Source organism: Streptomyces sp. NPDC057743 (genome assembly GCF_042798755.1).
Classification (GTDB): domain Bacteria; phylum Actinomycetota; class Actinomycetes; order Streptomycetales; family Streptomycetaceae; genus Streptomyces.
On the sequence record NZ_JBHVJX010000010.1, the window covers coordinates 235,853 to 251,679 of the forward strand.

Below are 15,827 nucleotides of genomic sequence, written 5' to 3' on the forward strand. Positions count from 1 at the left end.
GGTGGCGAGCGCCGGCGACCATCCGCCGGAGCGGCCGTACGAGGCGGACGTGGAGAGTCCGGTCGATGACTGTCTGACGTTGGCGGCGCGGGGGCCGGGGCTCAGTGTGGAGGATCGGCGGCTGTTGGATGCGTGCGCGGCCGAGTTGGGGTTGGCGCACGCCCGGGGTCGGATCGCGGGGCCCGGTGGGCCTGGGGACCCGTTTGCGGATGCCGAACGCACCCGGGCCGCGCTGCTGCTGGCCGCCGGGCGCGATCTGCGGGCCCCGTTGCGCACGGCGGAGGACGCGTTGGTGCGGCTGCGGCGGCGTCCCGCGCCGGAGCGGGATCCGGACGAGCGCCGGCTGTTGGACAGTGCGCGCTCGGCCGTGCACCGCGCGGCGCAACTCGTCGCCGATCTGGACGACTTGAGTCGGCTACATGCCGGGGCCCTGGACCTCTACCTCCGCCCGGTGGATCTCGACGAGGCGCTGGGTGCGGCGTTGGACGACCTCGGTCCGGGTGGCCATTCGATCGTGCTGCGGCTTCCGGAGTATCTGCCGGACGTGATCGCGGATGCGGCGTTGCTGACCCGGGTGTTGACGGCGTTGGGGGCGGAGGCATTGCGGCACAGTCCGCCGGACCGGCCGCCGGTGGTGACGGCGGAGACGCGGAACGGTCGGGTGGCGATCCGGGTTGCGGACGGGCCCGTTGGCGAGGGGGCCACGCCGACGCGGACGCCTGGTTCGCGTTCCGACAGCCTGGCGTTGCGGTTGTCGCGGGATCTGGCCGAGGCGATGGATGGCTCGCTGCGGACGTCCAGGAAGGGGGGCACGTTCGCGGTGACGTTGACCCTGCCCAGTTCGGCGCCCGGTGGCCCCCGGCGCGGCAGGCGGCCCGCATCGCCGGCCTGATATAGCGTCAGAAACATCAAGAAGCTCGCATTTACCCGAATTCGGGGCGGATGGGTTCCGCCCCTTGAGGACCTGCGGGGAGCCGCACGCATGTCGGACGTCGTCTACGTTGCCCTGACGCTCGTGGTGTTCGCCCTCATCGGCCTGGCCGCCAAGGGGGTCGGGCGCCTGTGAGTCTGGAGAACATCGTCGGCCTGGTCGTCGCCGGCGCGCTGGTGGTCTATCTGATCCTGTGCCTGATCTTTCCGGAGAAGTTCTAGGGAGGGTACGCATGGGCGAGACCGCGGCTGGTTGGCTCCAAGTGGCCGCTCTGGTGGCGGCGTTGGCGCTCTCGTACCGCCCGTTGGGCGACTATCTGGCGCACGCCCTGACCTCCGAGCGGCATGCGCGGGCGGAACGGCTGGTCTACCGGTTGGGCGGGGTGCGTCCGGACGCCGACCAGCGGTGGCCGGTCTATCTGCGCAGCGTGCTGGCGTTTTCCCTGGTTTCGACGCTGTTCCTGTACGCGTTCCTGCGCCTCCAGGACCGTCTGTTGCTCTCGTTGGGGCGCAAGGCGGTGCCGGCGGACCTGGCGTTCAACACCGCGGCGTCGTTCGTCACCAACACCAACTGGCAGGCGTACTCCGGTGAGTCGGCGATGGGTCATCTGGTGCAGATGGCGGGGTTGGCGGTGCAGAACTTCGTCTCCGCGGCGGTGGGCATCGCGGTGGTGGCCGCGTTGATCCGTGGTTTCGTCCGGAGGAAGACGGACCGGGTGGGGAACTTCTGGGTGGACCTGACCCGGCTGGTGCTGCGGGTGTTGCTTCCGGTCTCGTTCGTCTTCGCGATCGTTCTGGTGGCCGCCGGGGTGATCCAGAACCTGCACGGTCCGCAGGAGCTCACCGCGCTCGCGGGCGGTCACCAGAGCCTGCCGGGCGGGCCGGTCGCCTCGCAGGAGGCGATCAAGGAGTTGGGGACCAACGGCGGCGGCTTCTTCAGCGCCAACTCCGCACACCCCTTTGAGAATCCCAACGGGTTGACCAATCTGATCGAGATCTATCTGATGCTGGTGATCCCGTTCGCCCTGCCGCGGGCGTTCGGCGCGATGGTCGGCGACCAGCGCCAGGGCTATGCGATCGCCGCCGTGATGGTGCTGCTGTGGGCCGCGTCGGTCGCGCTGATCACCGCCAACGAGCTGTACCGGGTCAGCAGTCCGGCCGGGCATGCGGCCGGGGCGATGCTGGAGGGCAAGGAGACCCGGTTCGGCGTCTGGGCCTCGACGCTGTTCGCCGCCGCCACCACCCTCACCTCCTGCGGGGCGACCAACTCCGCCCACGACTCGTACTCTCCGGGCGGCGGCGGGATGACGGTCTTCAACATGATGCTGGGCGAGATCGCGCCCGGCGGCACCGGGTCCGGGCTCTACGGGATCCTGATCCTGGCGGTGGTCGCGGTCTTCGTCGCCGGGCTGATGGTGGGCCGCACCCCGGAGTACCTGGGCAAGAAGCTGCGCGGTCAGGAGATGCGGTTCGCCTCGCTCTACATCCTGACCACGCCGGCGTTGGTGCTGGTCGGCGCGGGGCTGGCGATGGCGTTTCCCGGCGAACGGGCCGCGATGCTCAATCCGGGGGCGCACGGCTTCACCGAGGTGCTGTACGCGCTGACGTCGTCGGCCAACAACAACGGGTCGGCGTTCGCCGGGTTGAGCGCGAACACCGTCTGGTACAACACGGCGTTGGGCGTGGTGATGTTGTTGGGGCGGTTCCTGCCGATGGTGTTCGTGCTGGCGCTGGCCGGCTCGCTCGCCCGGCAGCAGCCGGTGCCGGTCACCGCGGGCACCCTGCCTACCCACCGGCCGCAGTTCGTCGGCCTGTTGACGGGCGTGATCCTGATCGTCGTCGGTCTGACGTACTTCCCGGCGCTGGCGCTGGGTCCCCTCGCGGAGGGTCTGCGCTGATGTCCTCGACCGCCGTTCCCCCCGCCGTCCCGCCGGGCGGTGCCGGTCGTCGTCCGCAGCGGGTCTCGGGCGGGCTGTTGGATCCCCGGCAGCTGGTGCGGTCGCTGCCGGACGCGCTGCGCAAGCTGAATCCGCGGGTGATGGTCCACCATCCGGTGATGTTCGTGGTGGAGGTCGGGGCGGCTCTGACCACGCTGTCGGCGCTGCGGACGCCCAGCGTCTTCGCGTGGGTGATCACGGCCTGGCTGTGGCTGACCGCGCTCTTCGCCAACCTCGCCGAGGCGGTGGCGGAGGGCCGCGGCAAGGCGCAGGCGGCGGCGCTGCGGCGCACCAAGACGACCACGACGGCGCGGCGGCTGGTCGACTGGCGGGCCGGCGCGGCGGAGCCCGTCGAGGAGGAAGTGCCGGGCACCGAGCTGCGCTTGGGCGATCATGTGGTGGTCGAGGCGGGGCAGCTCATCCCGGGCGACGGCGATGTGGTCGAGGGCATCGCGAGCGTCGACGAGTCGGCGATCACCGGTGAGTCGGCGCCGGTGATCCGGGAGTCGGGCGGCGACCGGTCGGCGGTCACCGGGGGCACGAAGGTGTTGTCGGACCGGATCGTGGTGCGGATCACCGCCAAGCCCGGTGAGACGTTCATCGACCGGATGATCGCGCTGGTCGAGGGGGCGGCCCGGCAGAAGACCCCCAACGAGATCGCGCTGAACGTGCTGTTGGCGTCGCTGACCATCATCTTCCTGGTGGCGGTGGTGACCCTCCAGCCGTTCGCCGTCTTCGCCGGCGGCGAGCAGCCCCTGGTCATCCTGGTCGCCCTGGTCGTGGCGCTGATCCCGACCACGATCGGCGCGCTGCTGCCGGCGATCGGCATCGCGGGCATGGACCGGCTGGTGCAGCGCAACGTGCTAGCGATGTCGGGGCGCGCGGTCGAGGCGGCCGGCGACGTCAACACCCTGCTGTTGGACAAGACCGGCACCATCACCCTCGGCAACCGGCAGGCCGCGGCGTTCCTGCCGGTGCCCGGGGTCAGCGTCGCGGAACTCGCCGATGCCGCGCAGCTCTCCTCGATCGCGGACGAGACCCCCGAGGGCCGTTCGATCGTGGTGCTCGCCAAGGAGCAGTACGCGCTGCGCGGCCGGGAGGAGGGCGAGTTGGAGGGGGCGGAGTTCGTGCCGTTCACCGCGCAGAGCCGGATGAGCGGCGTTGACCTCAACGATCCGCAAGAGGGCCGCTCGTTGCGCAAGGGGGCGGCGACCGCGGTGATGCGCTGGGTGCGCGACAACGGCGGGCATCCGACCGCGGACGTCGGTCAGCTCGTCGACGCCATCTCGGCCAGCGGCGGGACCCCGCTGGTCGTCGGGCAGGTGGTCCGGCACGGTGCGGCGCCGGACGCCCGGGTGTTGGGCGTGATCCACCTCAAGGACGTCATCAAGGTGGGCATGCGGGACCGGTTCGACCAGTTGCGCCGGATGGGCATCAGGACCGTGATGATCACCGGTGACAATCCGCTCACCGCCCGGGCCATCGCCCAGGAGGCGGGCGTGGACGACTTCCTGGCCGAGGCGGCGCCCGAGGACAAGATGGCGCTGATCCGGCGCGAGCAGGAGGGCGGGAAGCTGGTCGCGATGACGGGTGACGGGACGAACGACGCCCCGGCGCTGGCGCAGGCGGATGTCGGTGTGGCGATGAACACCGGTACCTCCGCGGCGAAGGAGGCCGGCAACATGGTCGACCTCGACTCCAACCCGACCAAGCTGATCGAGATCGTCGAGATCGGCAAGCAACTCCTGATCACCCGGGGCGCGTTGACGACCTTCTCGATCGCCAACGACGTCGCCAAGTACTTCGCGATCATCCCCGCGATGTTCGCGGTGGCCTATCCCGGCCTGGACCGGCTCAACATCATGCGGCTGCACAGCCCGGCGTCGGCGATCAGCTCCGCGATCGTCTTCAACGCGCTGATCATCGTCGCGCTGATCCCGCTGGCGCTGCGCGGGGTGCGCTACCGGCCGTCGTCCGCCGCCGAGCTGCTCGGTCGCAACATCTGGCTCTACGGGCTGGGTGGCCTCGTCCTGCCGTTCCTGGGCATCAAACTGCTCGACCTCGTCATCCAGTTCATCCCCGGCCTGCGCTGACGGCCGGCGACGGGAGGAGAACGACCTTGGCGCGCACCGCCGTTCCCGCCGTACTGCGCCACCATCTGGCGGCGCTGCGGATGCTGCTCGTGCTGACCGTGGTGACCGGCGTCGGCTATCCGCTCCTCGTCACCGGCATCGCCCAGGTCGCGTTCGCCGGCCGGGCCAACGGCTCGCTGCTCACCGCGCACGGCCGGCCGGTGGCCTCGCGGCTGATCGGCCAGCGCTTCGCACTGCCCACGGGCGCTTCCGGCCGGGCCGCGGGCCCGGATCCCGCCTGGTTCCAACCACGCCCCTCCGCCGCTGGCTACGACCCCGGCGCCTCCGGGGCCGGCAACCTCGGTCCGACCAACCCCAAGCTGACCGCGCTGATCCTGGCCCGCCGCGGCGCGGTGGCCGCCTTCGACGGGGTGCCGGCGGTCGCGGTCCCGGCGGACGCGGTCACCGGCAGCGGCTCCGGCCTGGACCCGGCGATCTCCCCGGAATACGCCTACCAGCAGGTCCGCCGGGTCGCCCGGGCCCGCCGGCTCGCCCCCGCCCGGGTCCGCCTGCTGGTCGAACGACGGCTGCACGGGCGCACGTTGGGTTTCCTGGGGCAGCCCTACGTCAATGTCGTCGAGCTGAACCGGGACCTGGCCGCCGCGGTGCCCGTCGGCGGTGCGGACCTCAACGGGCGGTCGGGCTGACCGCCTCGAAGGCCGCCCCCACCTGGTCGGCCAGCGTCACCGCGACCAGCCGGGCGCCGAGCGGCGGTGCGGAGCCCGGGGCTCCTTGCAGCATGAACCGGCCGTGGAAGTGCCCGCCGTGGCTCACCCGCAGCTCGACCGGCTCGCCCTCGGGCAGCCCGTCCCGGTCGGCGTCCCAATGGCGGCGTCCCCAGGCGATGGAGCCGTCCTCCAGCAGCCGCGGCGGGTGTCCGATGAGCGTGCCGTACTCGAAGCGGCAGCCGCTCAGCCCCAGTAGCCCCACCAGTTGCCGTCGCACGTGGTCGACCACCATGTCCGGTCCGGCGGCGGTCTCGACGAGCCGGGCGGTGTGGTGGATCTGCGCCAGGTAGTCGTCGTCGGTGATGGCGATGACCTTCAGCTCCCGGGTGTGGGCGGCGAGTTGGGAGACGGCGACGCCGACGGCGAGCAGCAGCGCGGCGGTGACGATGTCGGCGGACTTGGTGATGGCGAACTGCTCGTAGGGCCGGGTGAGGAAGAAGTCGAACCACACCGCGGCCGAGAGCGCCGCCAGCGCACCGGCGATCCGGTGGCCGAGGACGGCGACGGCCACCACGACGACGACCAGTACCAGGGCCGCGTTGGTGTTGGACATCCAGTCGCGGAACGGCAGCAGTACCGCGCTGACTGCCGGCGGGAGCAGTAGCGCCGCGGCCAGGGCCGTCTGGGCGCGGGTGAGATAGCGCACCATGGAAGTCACCTCCCTCTCCGGTGTAGCGCAGGCCGTCGCGTTCGGGCCGGAAGCGGTCCGGCTTTGACGCGGCCTTGACGGGGCGCGGGGCTGGCGGGACGGGCGGTGGGCTCGCCACGCGGGGTGCGGCGGGCCGCTGTCGGGCGGGGCCGGTGTTCCGGCATTCTGGGCGGGCGGTGCGGTGTTGTGGTGGGAGGAGGCGCCTTCGATGGGCGCGACATACGGTCTGGTGGCGGCGGTCTTCCTGGCCTCGGTGGTCGAGGTGGTGGAGGCGTTGACCATCGTGATGGCGATGGGGATGACCCGCGGTTGGCGGTCCGCCTGGGCCGGTGCCGCGGCGGCCGCCGTGGTGCTCGCGGCCTTCACCGCCGCGGCCGGCTACGCGCTGGCCACCTGGCTGCCTCAGGCGGCGCTCCAACTGACCGTCGGCACCCTGCTGTTGGTCTTCGGGCTCCAGTGGTTGCGCAAGGCGGTGCTCCGCGGTGCCGGCCTCCGGGCCCGACACGACGAGGAGGCAGCCTTCGCCACGCAGACCTCCGCGGCCCGCGCGGCGGAGCGGACCACCCGCCTCGGACTGGACTGGTTCGGCTTCACGGTCTCCCTCAAGGGCGTCTTCCTGGAGGGCGTGGAGATCGTCTTCATCGTGATCACGTTCGGCACCAGCGCCCACAACGTGCCGGTCGCGGCCGGCACCGCGGTCATCGCCGCGCTCTGCGTCGCCCTCGCCGGCTTCGTCGCCCACCGACCGCTCTCCCGGGTGCCGGAGAACACCCTCAAGTACGGCGTCGGGCTGCTGTTGACCAGCTTCGGCACCTACTGGGCGGTGGCCGGGCTCGGCGTCTTCGCCCCCGACGGACAGAGCCTCACCTGGTGGGGCCACGACTGGGCGATCCCCGTCCTGATCGCGGCCTGGTTCGGCGTCAGCCGGCTGCTGATCCGTGTCGCCCCCGCCCTCGCCGCACGCCCCGGTCCGCCCGTCACCGGCCGGGACTGAGAGGAACCGTCATGCGCGTCGCCCTCTCCCCCCTCAAGGGATTCCTCTCCCTCGTCAAGGGGTTCGCCCGGTTCTGGTACGCGTTCCTGGTCGGCGACGACTGGAAGATCGCCGGGACCGTGATGGTGGTCCTGCTGCTCGGCCTGACCGCGCTGCTCGCCGGCGCCGCATCCGGCGGGCTGCTGGCCGCGGCCCTGGCCCTGCTGCTGATGGCCGGCTTCGCGGGCGTGATCCTGGCCGACGCGCTTCGCCACAAAGGAAGTTGACCACCAGACCTGATCGTTACGGCACGAGACCGGCGACCCATCGACCCATCCCGCACCGGCTCCCCCAAGGACACCGACAAGCCCATGCCTCCTTCATCGCACCTGCGGTGAAGGAGGCATGGGCACAAACGGCTCATCCGGGAGAGCGCCGGCTCTCGCTGCGGCGCCCTGGACGTCAATCGCCGAGGTCGTCCTGGATGTCGTCCAGTGACTGCTGGCGGCCCTGCTGCTCACGCTCTTGCTGCTGCTGGCGCATCGTGTCCTGCGTCTGCTGACCGCGCTGTTGGGCCTGCCGCTTGGCCTGCTCGGCCTTCTGCCTGGCCTGCTGGGCCTTCTTCTGCATGTCGTCCTTCATGCCCATGGGGGTTCGCTCCTTGAGTGGGGGTGAGCCCAGGCTTACACCCGGCTGTCACCGCCGCATCCGGAAGCCTCACGCTCCGTGATGGCATCGTGAACGCCCATCGCCGCTGGCCCCACCGGCCGGGGCCAGGTCACCAAGGCACTTCCCCGTCATCGTCGAAGAACCGGCCGGTGGGGCCGTCGTTGGGCAAGGTGGCCAGGTGGATTGCGATCGCCGCGCCTTGTTCGGGGGTGCGGACGCCGGTGAAGCCGTTGAGGTCGGTCGCGCAGTAGCCGGGGCACCCGGCGTTGATCAGGATGTTCGTGTCGCGCAGTTCCTTGGCGTACTGGACGGTGACGGCGTTGAGGAACGTCTTCGACGGCGCGTACGCGACGGCAATGGGGCCCGTCTCGGCGCCGGGAGTGGTCTGGCGGGTCAGCGATCCGACGCCGCTGGACACGTTCACGATCCGCGGCGACGCCGAGCGGCGCAGCAACGGCAGCATCGCGTTGGTGACGCGGATGACTCCGATGACGTTCGTTTCCACGACCGCCCGCACTGTCGCGGGGTCCACCACGGTCGGCTGCTGCGGTACGCCTCCCGTGATCGCCGCGTTGTTGACGAGCACATCGAGGCGTCCGGCGCGTTCCTCGATCAGGCGGGCGGCGCCGGCCGCGCTCGCGCCGTCGGTCACGTCGAGCGGCACCCCGAAGGCGTCGACACCGGCCGCGCGCAGCTTCGCCACGGCCGCCTCGCGACGCTGGTCATCGCGGGCGCCGACGCCGATGCTCCAGCCGCGGGCGCCAAGGCCGGCCGCGATCTCGAATCCGATGCCCTTGTTCGCGCCGGTGACCAGCGCGGTCGTCTGTTCGTTCATACGGGCAATCCTGTTCGCGGACCCCGGAGACACTCCAACACCGTTTGGGTAGGCGGTGATACCGCGTGGGTATCGATCCTGGTCGGCGCCTGAGTAGGGTGACGGCATGGAGACCCGGGAGCTTCGGTACTTCGTCGCCGTCGCCGAGGAACTGCACTTCGGACGGGCCGCGCAGCGGCTGGGGATCGCCCAGCCCCCGCTGTCGCGGGCGATCGGCCAGCTCGAACGGCGCCTCGGGGCGACGCTGTTGGATCGCACCGGCCGCGGCGTGACCCTCACCGACGCCGGGTCGGTGCTCCTGCGGGAGGGCCGGGCGGCGCTGGATGCGGTCGCGGCCGCCGAACGCCGCACCCGCCGCGCCGCCCTCGCCGCCACCGGTCAGCCCGCACTGGTCCTCGCCACGAAGGCCGGTGCCTCCAACGAACTGCTGGCGAAGCTCCTCGACGCCCACGCCGCCGAGCCGGGTGCGGTCACCGTCGAGGTGCTCTTGTGCGGACCCGGCGAGCAGGAACGGCTGTTGCGCGACGGGCGGGCGGATGTGGCGCTGCTACACCGGCCGTTCGACTCGACGGCCGGGCTCGACACCGAGGACCTCATCACGGAAGGACAGGTCGTGGTGGTGCCTGCCGGACACCCGCTCACCGGCCGGCCTCACGTGCGGTTGGCGGAGGTCAGCGCGCTGCCGGACCTCCCCCTGCCGCGCTGGCCCGGCCCCGACGGCAGCTACCCGGACGGCCCCGGCCCGCGGGTCCGGGACCACACGCAGCTGCTCCAACTCATCGCCCTCGGCCGGGCTTGCGCGATCCTGCCGGAGTCCTGCCGAGCCCATCTCCGCGACGACCACGCCACCGTGCCGGTGCTCGACGCACCGCTGGTCACCACGGTCATCGCCTGGCCACCCCACAGCCGCTCCCGAGCCGTCGCCGCCCTCGTCCGGACCGCGACGGGACTCTGATCAGTGGTCACTGATCACTGATCGCCGGCAGCTGGTCACCGGCCGCTGATCGCTGACCGATGCCTCACACGGCAGGCGCGGCGGGCGACGCGCCGCATCCATACACCGCCGACTCCCCCAACTCCTCCTCAATTCGGATGAGTTGGTTGTACTTGGCGGTGCGGTCCGAGCGGGACAGGGACCCGGTCTTGATCTGGCCGCACCCGGTGGCGACAGCCAGGTCCGCGATGGTGGTGTCCTCCGTCTCGCCGGAACGGTGCGAGATGACCGCCGCCCATCCGGCCCGCCGCGCGGCGCCCACCGTTCCGAGCGCCTCGGTCAGCGTGCCGATCTGGTTGACCTTGACCAGGACCGCGTTCCCCACCCCCGTGCGAATGCCCTCCCGTACCAGTGCCTCGTTGGTGCAGAACACGTCGTCCCCGGTGAGTTGGCACCTGTCCCCGACCCGCGCCGTCAGCTCGCGCCACCCGTCAAGGTCGTCCTCGGCCATCGGATCCTCCACCGAGACGATCGGGTACCCGTCGATCAACTTGGCGAGGTAGTCGACCTGTTCGGCGGACGTGCGCCGGACGCCCTCCCCCGCGTACGCGTACACGCCGCCCCGGTAGAACTCCGACGACGCCGGGTCCATGACGAGGCCGATGTCCCGGCCGGGCCGGTACCCGGCGCGCTCGATCGCGGCCGTGACGAAGTCGAGTGCCTCCTCGGCCGTTCGCAGTGCGGGCGCGAAGCCGCCCTCGTCGCCGACGCCCGTGGAGTGGCCGGCGGCCAGCAGGTCGCGGCGGAGCGTGTGGAAGACCTCGGAGCCCATCCGGACGGCCTCCGCGAAGGAACCCGCGCCCACCGGCGCGATCATGAACTCCTGGAAGTCCAGCGGATTGTCGGCGTGGGCGCCGCCGTTGACGATGTTCATCATCGGCACCGGAAGCACGCGGGCGTCGGCGCCGCCGAGGTAGCGGTACAGCGGCTGCCGGTGCGAGACGGCGGCGGCTTTCGCGGTGGCGAGGGAGACCCCGAGCAGGGCGTTGGCGCCGAGCCGGGCCTTGGTGGGCGTGCCGTCGAGCGCGATGAGCACGGTGTCGAGGCCGGCCTGGTCGTCCGCGTCGCGCCCGGTGACGGCATCGGCGATCTCGCCCTTCACGTGGGCCACGGCCCGGTCGACGCCCTTGCCGTGCCAACGCTGGGGGTCGCCGTCGCGCAACTCCACTGCTTCCCGGGCGCCGGTGGAGGCGCCGGAGGGGACGGCGGCGCGGCCCAGGGATCCGTCGGCGAGGACGACGTCGACCTCGACGGTGGGGTTGCCGCGGCTGTCGAGGACGGCGCGGGCGGTGACGCTGCGGACGGTGGTCGGCTCAACTGTGCGTGCGGGCATGGGAGTTCCTTCCCGTTGTCGCCTGCCGGGCCCCGGCTGCGACGACGCTGGCGCTCGGCCCGACGCGACGAAACTGTACAGCATTGCTGTTCAGTTCTGCTGTTCAGTTCTGCTACACAACGGCGTTTGCGGGTTAAAGTGCCCTATGCCCACCCCGGAATCCGCCACCGTCGCCGCCGAACTGCGTATCGCCATGGGCAAGCTCACCCGTCGCGTGAAGCGCGAGGACCGGATCCCGCACGGACAGGTCGCCGTGCTCGGCGTTCTGGACCGCGACGGCGCCATGACCACCAGCGACCTCGCGACCGATCAGCGCGTGCGCCCGCAGTCGATGGCCCGCGCGGTCGGCCTCCTCCTCGAACAGGGCCTGGTCACCCGCAGGGCCCACCCCACCGACGGCCGCAAGTCCCTGGTCGAGCTGTCGGACGCCGGCCGGGCCGCGCTGGAAGCGGAGCGCGGCCGCCGGGCCGGATGGCTGGCACTGGCCATCGAGGCCGAACTCACGGACGACGAGCGGGAGATGCTCGCGCACAGCGCGGCCCTGATGGAACGCCTGGCCGCACGCCAGGGCCGGTACGAGCACTCGTGAGCGCAACCGGGCGACCGGGGCGGCGACGGGGAAGCCTTAGCCGCACGCGCCGAACCGGGCAGCAACCACCCGTTGGGCCGTTGCGTACCGCGTCAGCCCGCCTCCCCCGCTTCCCCCGCCTCCAACTCCGCCAGCACCGTGCGCAGGTCGGCGTTGACCCGGCGTCGACGGTCGGGGGGAAGCGCGGAGAGCATCCGTAGTTCGGTCCCGGTCTTGGTGGCGAAGACGCGCGCGGCTCGGCCGCGCCCCTCCTCGGTCAGGGTGACGGTCACCGAGCGCCGGTCGTGGGCGGCGAAGTCGCGCACCACCCATCCCTTCGCCTCCAGCCTGCGCACCCGGTTGCTGACGGCGCCGGAGGTGAGCTGCATCTGGCGGGCCAGTTCGCCGGCGGTGAGCCGCCAGTGTGGGGCGCGACTCAGACAGGCCAGCAGTTCCAGCTCCCACAACTCGATGTCGTGCGGGGCGAGTTCGCGCTTTATCTCGGTCTCCAGCCAGTGGCTGATCCGCCGTAGCCGGTAGGCGAGCGCCTTGGCCTCCAACAGGTCGGGCTCGAAGGTGTCGGCGAGAACCTCCACCATGCCGTCGACATAGTCCGTGTGTGGCGTCTGCCGCATCTTCCCTCTCCCGATCCGTGGCCGATATCCCGTACCCGTTGCGATGGAACAAGGGTCATTATATGAACGTTCTCGTAACCTAGGAGCTCGCATCCGGTTCCAGGAGCTCGTATCCAGGAAGGGTCAGAAAGCTGATGAGTTCGTTACGGCAGAAGGTCGGGACCGCGGTCACGCTGGCGGGGGTCGCCGCCCTGGTGCCCTCGGTGTGGCAGACGGCCACCCACATCACCGATGAGACGTACCGTGCCCCGGAAGCGCGCCACGGAGAGGGGCACGTCCAATACCACATGGCGCGTGAGGTGTTGATCTGCACAGGTTCGATGGGCGTGCTGGTGATGGGCGCCCTGGCCGGTCAGAACAGGAGCCGTGCCGTGTGGCGGGGCATGGCCGCCTCGGCTGCCGGGATCGGCGCCGCGCTGTGGTCCGGTGGGCCGACCACGGGCGTGTGGGCCCCCAACCGCAAGGCGTTGCTGATCCACCTCGCCTCCACCACGGGACTCGGCGTGGGTGTGGCGCTCCTGCGCCCGAAGGCGGGGAACCGATGAGCGCCCAGCCGTGAGCCATGGCGGCCCGGGCCCACCGGGCCGCCGCTGCTCAGGAGCCGGATCAGGAAAACGTCAACATCGCGCCGTTTCACCGTGTTTCGGCCGGCCCGGTGTGACGATGACAGACAACCCATGTCCGCTCGGCCGCCCGAGGTCCCCTCGCCGAACCAGGCGTCGTGGGGCCGTGCAGGAATGGCGAGGGAGGGACGTTCGGTGGCGCCGAGAGTGGACGCGGCCGAGGTGCCGGGCGAGCGGCCGGGGAAGCTGAAGGTCTTCCTCGGTGCCGCGCCGGGGGTCGGCAAGACGTACCGGATGTTGGACGAGGGGCGCCGCCGCCTACGGCGCGGCACCGATGTGGTGGTGGCCTACGCCGAGTGCCACGGCCGGCGGCACACCGAGGAGATGCTGCACGGGCTGGAGTTGGTGCCGCGGCTACAGCGCACCTACCGCGGTTCGACCTTCAGCGAGTTGGACCTCGATGCCGTGCTGGCGCGGCGGCCGGCGGTCGCGCTGGTCGACGAGTTGCCGCACACCAATGTGCCCGGCGGTCGGAACGCCAAGCGCTGGCAGGACATCGACGAGCTGTTGGCCGCCGGGATCGACGTGGTGACCACCGTCAACGTCCAGCATCTGGAGTCGTTGAACGACGTGGTCGAGAAGATCACCGGGGTGCCGCAGCGGGAGACCGTGCCCGACGAGGTGGTGCGCCGCGCCGATCAGATCGAGCTGGTGGACATGCCGGCGGAGGCGCTGCGGAGGCGCATGGCGCACGGCAACGTCTACCAGCCGGAGAAGGTCGATGCCGCGCTCGCCCACTACTTCCGCATCGGAAACCTGACGGCCCTACGGGAGTTGGCGCTGCTGTGGGTCGCGGGGCGGGTGGACGAGACGTTGCAGAAGTACCGCTCCGAGCACGGCATCGGCACGGTCTGGGAGACCCGGGAGCGGGTGGTGGTGGCGCTCACCGGCGGTCCGGAGGGCGAGACGCTGATCCGTCGCGCGGAGCGGATCGCGGACCGCTCGTCCGGCGGTGACCTGTTGGCCGTCCATGTCGCCCGCAGCGACGGGCTGGCCTATGCCTCCCCCGCGGCGCTCGCCAAGCAGCGGGCGCTGGTCGAGAAGCTGGGCGGCAGCTACCACTCGGTGGTCGGTGACCATGTCCCCACCGCACTGCTGGACTTCGCGCGCGCGGAGAACGCCACCCAGCTCGTGTTGGGCACCAGTCGCCGCAGTTGGTTCTCACGTCTGGTGGCGCCGCGCGGCATCGGTGAGGCCACCGTCGAGCTCTCCGGCGACATCGACGTCCACATGGTCACCCACGAACGGGCCGGCCGCGGCCGCTGGTTGAAGATCCCCGGCCGGCAGATTCCGCCCGTCCGCCGGATCGCCGGGCCGGTCGCCGGCCTGGTCCTCCCCATGCTGCTGACCGTCGTGCTCACCCACATCCGCGGCTCCCTCAACCTCACCAGCGAGGCGCTGCTCTTCCAGATCACCGTCGTCGGCGTGGCCTGTCTCGGCGGGGTGGTCTCCGCGCTGTTGGCCTCGCTGACCGCCTCCCTGCTGCTGAACTACTACTTCATCCCGCCGACGGACGAGTTCACCATCACCGAGCCCAACAACGCGCTGGCACTGGTGGTGTTCGCGCTGGTCGCCGTCACGGTGGCGGCGCTGGTGGACCGTTCGTTGCGGCTGTCGCGGCGCGCCGCCAGTGCCACCGCGGAGGCGGAGACCCTCTCCTCGATGGCCGGCAACATCCTGCGCGGCGACCAGGGGGTGTCGGTGCTGCTGGACCGCACCCGGGAGGCGTTCGGGATGGAGTCGGCCGAGCTCGTGCCGCGTACCGATCCGGAGGCCGAGGTGGACGCGGAGGACGCCGACCTGGTGAAGGTGCCGGCCGGGCCGGACCGGTCCCTGATCCTCCGCGGTCGCCGGCTGCCGGCCTCCGAGCACCGGGTGTTGACCGCCTTCGCCGCCCATCTCGCGGCCGCGCTCGACCACGCCCGTCTGATGGAGGCCGCCGCCGAGGTCGAACCGGTCAAGGCGGCCGACCGGTTGCGCACCGCGCTGCTGGCCGCGGTCAGTCACGACCTGCGGACCCCGCTGGCCAGTGGGCGGGCCGCGATCAGCTCGTTGCGCAGCGCGGACGTGGACTTCTCCGATGCGGAGCGGAACGAACTGCTGGCCACCGCCGAGGAGTCGCTCATCGAGCTCAACCGCCTGGTCGACAACCTCCTGGACATGAGCCGGCTCCGGGCCGGCGCGCTGACGCTGCATCTGCAACCGACCGCGTTCGCCGATGTGTTGCCGCTGGCGCTGTCGACGCTGGCCGCGGCGCCGGTGCGGGTCGAGTCCCGGGGGTTGGACGAGGTCCGCGATGTGCTGGCCGACCCGCCGCTGTTGGAGCGGGTCCTGGCCAACCTCGTCACCAACGCGGTGCGGCACTCCGGCTCGGCGGAGCGGGTGTTGATCACCGCCAGTGCGTTGGGTCCGCGGGTCGAGTTGCGGGTCATCGACCAGGGTCCTGGGCTGCGCCCGGAGGACCGGGACCGGATCTTCGTGCCGTTCCAGCGGCTGGGCGATCGCGACAACACCAGTGGCCTGGGGCTGGGGTTGGCGCTCTCCCGCGGTCTGGCCGAGGCGATGGGGGGCACGCTCGATCCCGAGGACACTCCCGGCGGCGGGCTCACCATGGTCCTCTCGCTGCGGGCCGCGGCCGTCGAGGAGGCGAAGGAGCGGGCGCCGGAGGGGGCCTAGGTGTGCTGTCCCGGCACGTTGGTGACAGGTGACATGCACCGTCGGGGTGCTTGAACGGGTGAGGGCCTTCCGGGTTCGGTGTGGATTGCGACATCTACCACCGACCGCAGGAGGCCCTCATGTCCCACCGTAATGCCCCGCTGAC

Annotated in this window: 16 protein-coding genes; 11 read left to right on the forward strand and 5 right to left on the reverse strand. The window is 71.4% G+C overall.

Features of this window, described 5'->3' with window-relative positions; all coding sequences use genetic code 11:
• Position 1: 1 nt before the first annotated feature.
• From ACFVFQ_RS14360 to kdpC, 5 genes are all read left to right on the forward strand, one after another.
• Positions 2-892: a sensor histidine kinase gene (locus tag ACFVFQ_RS14360; protein WP_383414322.1), complete on the forward strand. Its 891-nt coding sequence runs from the start codon at positions 2-4 to the stop codon at positions 890-892.
• Positions 893-1,062: 170 nt separating this feature from the next.
• The gene (kdpF, locus tag ACFVFQ_RS14365) at positions 1,063-1,152 is read left to right on the forward strand and encodes a K(+)-transporting ATPase subunit F (RefSeq protein WP_383414324.1); all 90 of its coding nucleotides are present in this window, start codon (positions 1,063-1,065) and stop codon (positions 1,150-1,152) included.
• Between the two features lie 11 nt (positions 1,153-1,163).
• Positions 1,164-2,828: a potassium-transporting ATPase subunit KdpA gene (gene kdpA / locus ACFVFQ_RS14370; protein ID WP_383414328.1), complete on the forward strand. Its 1,665-nt coding sequence runs from the start codon at positions 1,164-1,166 to the stop codon at positions 2,826-2,828.
• Complete coding sequence (gene kdpB / locus ACFVFQ_RS14375) at positions 2,828-4,960, forward strand: potassium-transporting ATPase subunit KdpB (protein WP_383414331.1); 2,133 nt, start codon at positions 2,828-2,830, stop codon at positions 4,958-4,960. The genes kdpA and kdpB overlap by 1 nt, the downstream gene beginning before the upstream one ends.
• Positions 4,961-4,986: 26 nt before the next feature.
• Positions 4,987-5,646, forward strand: a complete 660-nt coding sequence (kdpC, locus tag ACFVFQ_RS14380) for a potassium-transporting ATPase subunit KdpC (RefSeq protein ID WP_383414334.1) — start codon at positions 4,987-4,989, stop codon at positions 5,644-5,646.
• On the opposite strand, the gene ACFVFQ_RS14385 is transcribed toward kdpC, so the two are convergent.
• Complete coding sequence (locus ACFVFQ_RS14385; RefSeq protein WP_383414409.1) at positions 5,627-6,376, reverse strand: DUF4118 domain-containing protein; 750 nt, start codon at positions 6,374-6,376, stop codon at positions 5,627-5,629. The two genes, kdpC and ACFVFQ_RS14385, sit on opposite strands and share 20 nt — an antisense overlap.
• 208 nt (positions 6,377-6,584) lie before the next feature.
• On the opposite strand from ACFVFQ_RS14385, the gene ACFVFQ_RS14390 reads away from it, so the two are divergent.
• Together ACFVFQ_RS14390 and ACFVFQ_RS14395 are read left to right on the forward strand one after the other, a co-directional pair.
• Complete coding sequence (locus tag ACFVFQ_RS14390) at positions 6,585-7,370, forward strand: COG4280 domain-containing protein (RefSeq protein ID WP_383414337.1); 786 nt, start codon at positions 6,585-6,587, stop codon at positions 7,368-7,370.
• Between the two features lie 11 nt (positions 7,371-7,381).
• The gene (locus ACFVFQ_RS14395; protein ID WP_383414339.1) at positions 7,382-7,636 is read left to right on the forward strand and encodes a hypothetical protein; all 255 of its coding nucleotides are present in this window, start codon (positions 7,382-7,384) and stop codon (positions 7,634-7,636) included.
• Positions 7,637-7,811: 175 nt separating this feature from the next.
• Here the strand turns inward: ACFVFQ_RS14395 and ACFVFQ_RS14400 are convergent, their stop codons facing one another.
• Together ACFVFQ_RS14400 and ACFVFQ_RS14405 are read right to left on the reverse strand one after the other, a co-directional pair.
• On the reverse strand, positions 7,812-7,997 hold the full coding sequence (locus ACFVFQ_RS14400) for a hypothetical protein (protein ID WP_383414342.1): 186 nt from the start codon (positions 7,995-7,997) through the stop codon (positions 7,812-7,814).
• 130 nt (positions 7,998-8,127) lie between these two features.
• Entirely contained in the window at positions 8,128-8,853 is a 726-nt protein-coding gene (locus ACFVFQ_RS14405) for an SDR family oxidoreductase (RefSeq protein ID WP_383414345.1), read from the reverse strand.
• Between the two features lie 106 nt (positions 8,854-8,959).
• Between ACFVFQ_RS14405 and ACFVFQ_RS14410 the strand changes: the two genes are divergently transcribed.
• The gene (locus tag ACFVFQ_RS14410; RefSeq protein ID WP_383414348.1) at positions 8,960-9,808 is read left to right on the forward strand and encodes a LysR family transcriptional regulator; all 849 of its coding nucleotides are present in this window, start codon (positions 8,960-8,962) and stop codon (positions 9,806-9,808) included.
• A gap of 64 nt (positions 9,809-9,872) precedes the next feature.
• On the opposite strand, the gene eno is transcribed toward ACFVFQ_RS14410, so the two are convergent.
• Complete coding sequence (eno, locus tag ACFVFQ_RS14415; protein ID WP_383414351.1) at positions 9,873-11,180, reverse strand: phosphopyruvate hydratase; 1,308 nt, start codon at positions 11,178-11,180, stop codon at positions 9,873-9,875.
• A 145-nt stretch (positions 11,181-11,325) separates the two neighbouring features.
• Here eno and ACFVFQ_RS14420 point away from each other — a divergent pair, with 145 nt between their 5' ends.
• On the forward strand, positions 11,326-11,769 hold the full coding sequence (locus tag ACFVFQ_RS14420; protein ID WP_383414355.1) for a MarR family winged helix-turn-helix transcriptional regulator: 444 nt from the start codon (positions 11,326-11,328) through the stop codon (positions 11,767-11,769).
• 92 nt (positions 11,770-11,861) lie between these two features.
• Here the strand turns inward: ACFVFQ_RS14420 and ACFVFQ_RS14425 are convergent, their stop codons facing one another.
• Entirely contained in the window at positions 11,862-12,383 is a 522-nt protein-coding gene (locus ACFVFQ_RS14425; RefSeq protein WP_383414358.1) for a MarR family winged helix-turn-helix transcriptional regulator, read from the reverse strand.
• Positions 12,384-12,517: 134 nt separating this feature from the next.
• Here ACFVFQ_RS14425 and ACFVFQ_RS14430 point away from each other — a divergent pair, with 134 nt between their 5' ends.
• Positions 12,518-12,928 (forward strand): hypothetical protein, encoded by a 411-nt coding sequence (locus ACFVFQ_RS14430; protein ID WP_383414363.1) that lies wholly within the window; start codon positions 12,518-12,520, stop codon positions 12,926-12,928.
• Positions 12,929-13,141: 213 nt separating this feature from the next.
• On the forward strand, positions 13,142-15,682 hold the full coding sequence (locus ACFVFQ_RS14435) for an ATP-binding protein (RefSeq protein ID WP_383414365.1): 2,541 nt from the start codon (positions 13,142-13,144) through the stop codon (positions 15,680-15,682).
• Positions 15,683-15,827 lie beyond the last annotated feature (145 nt).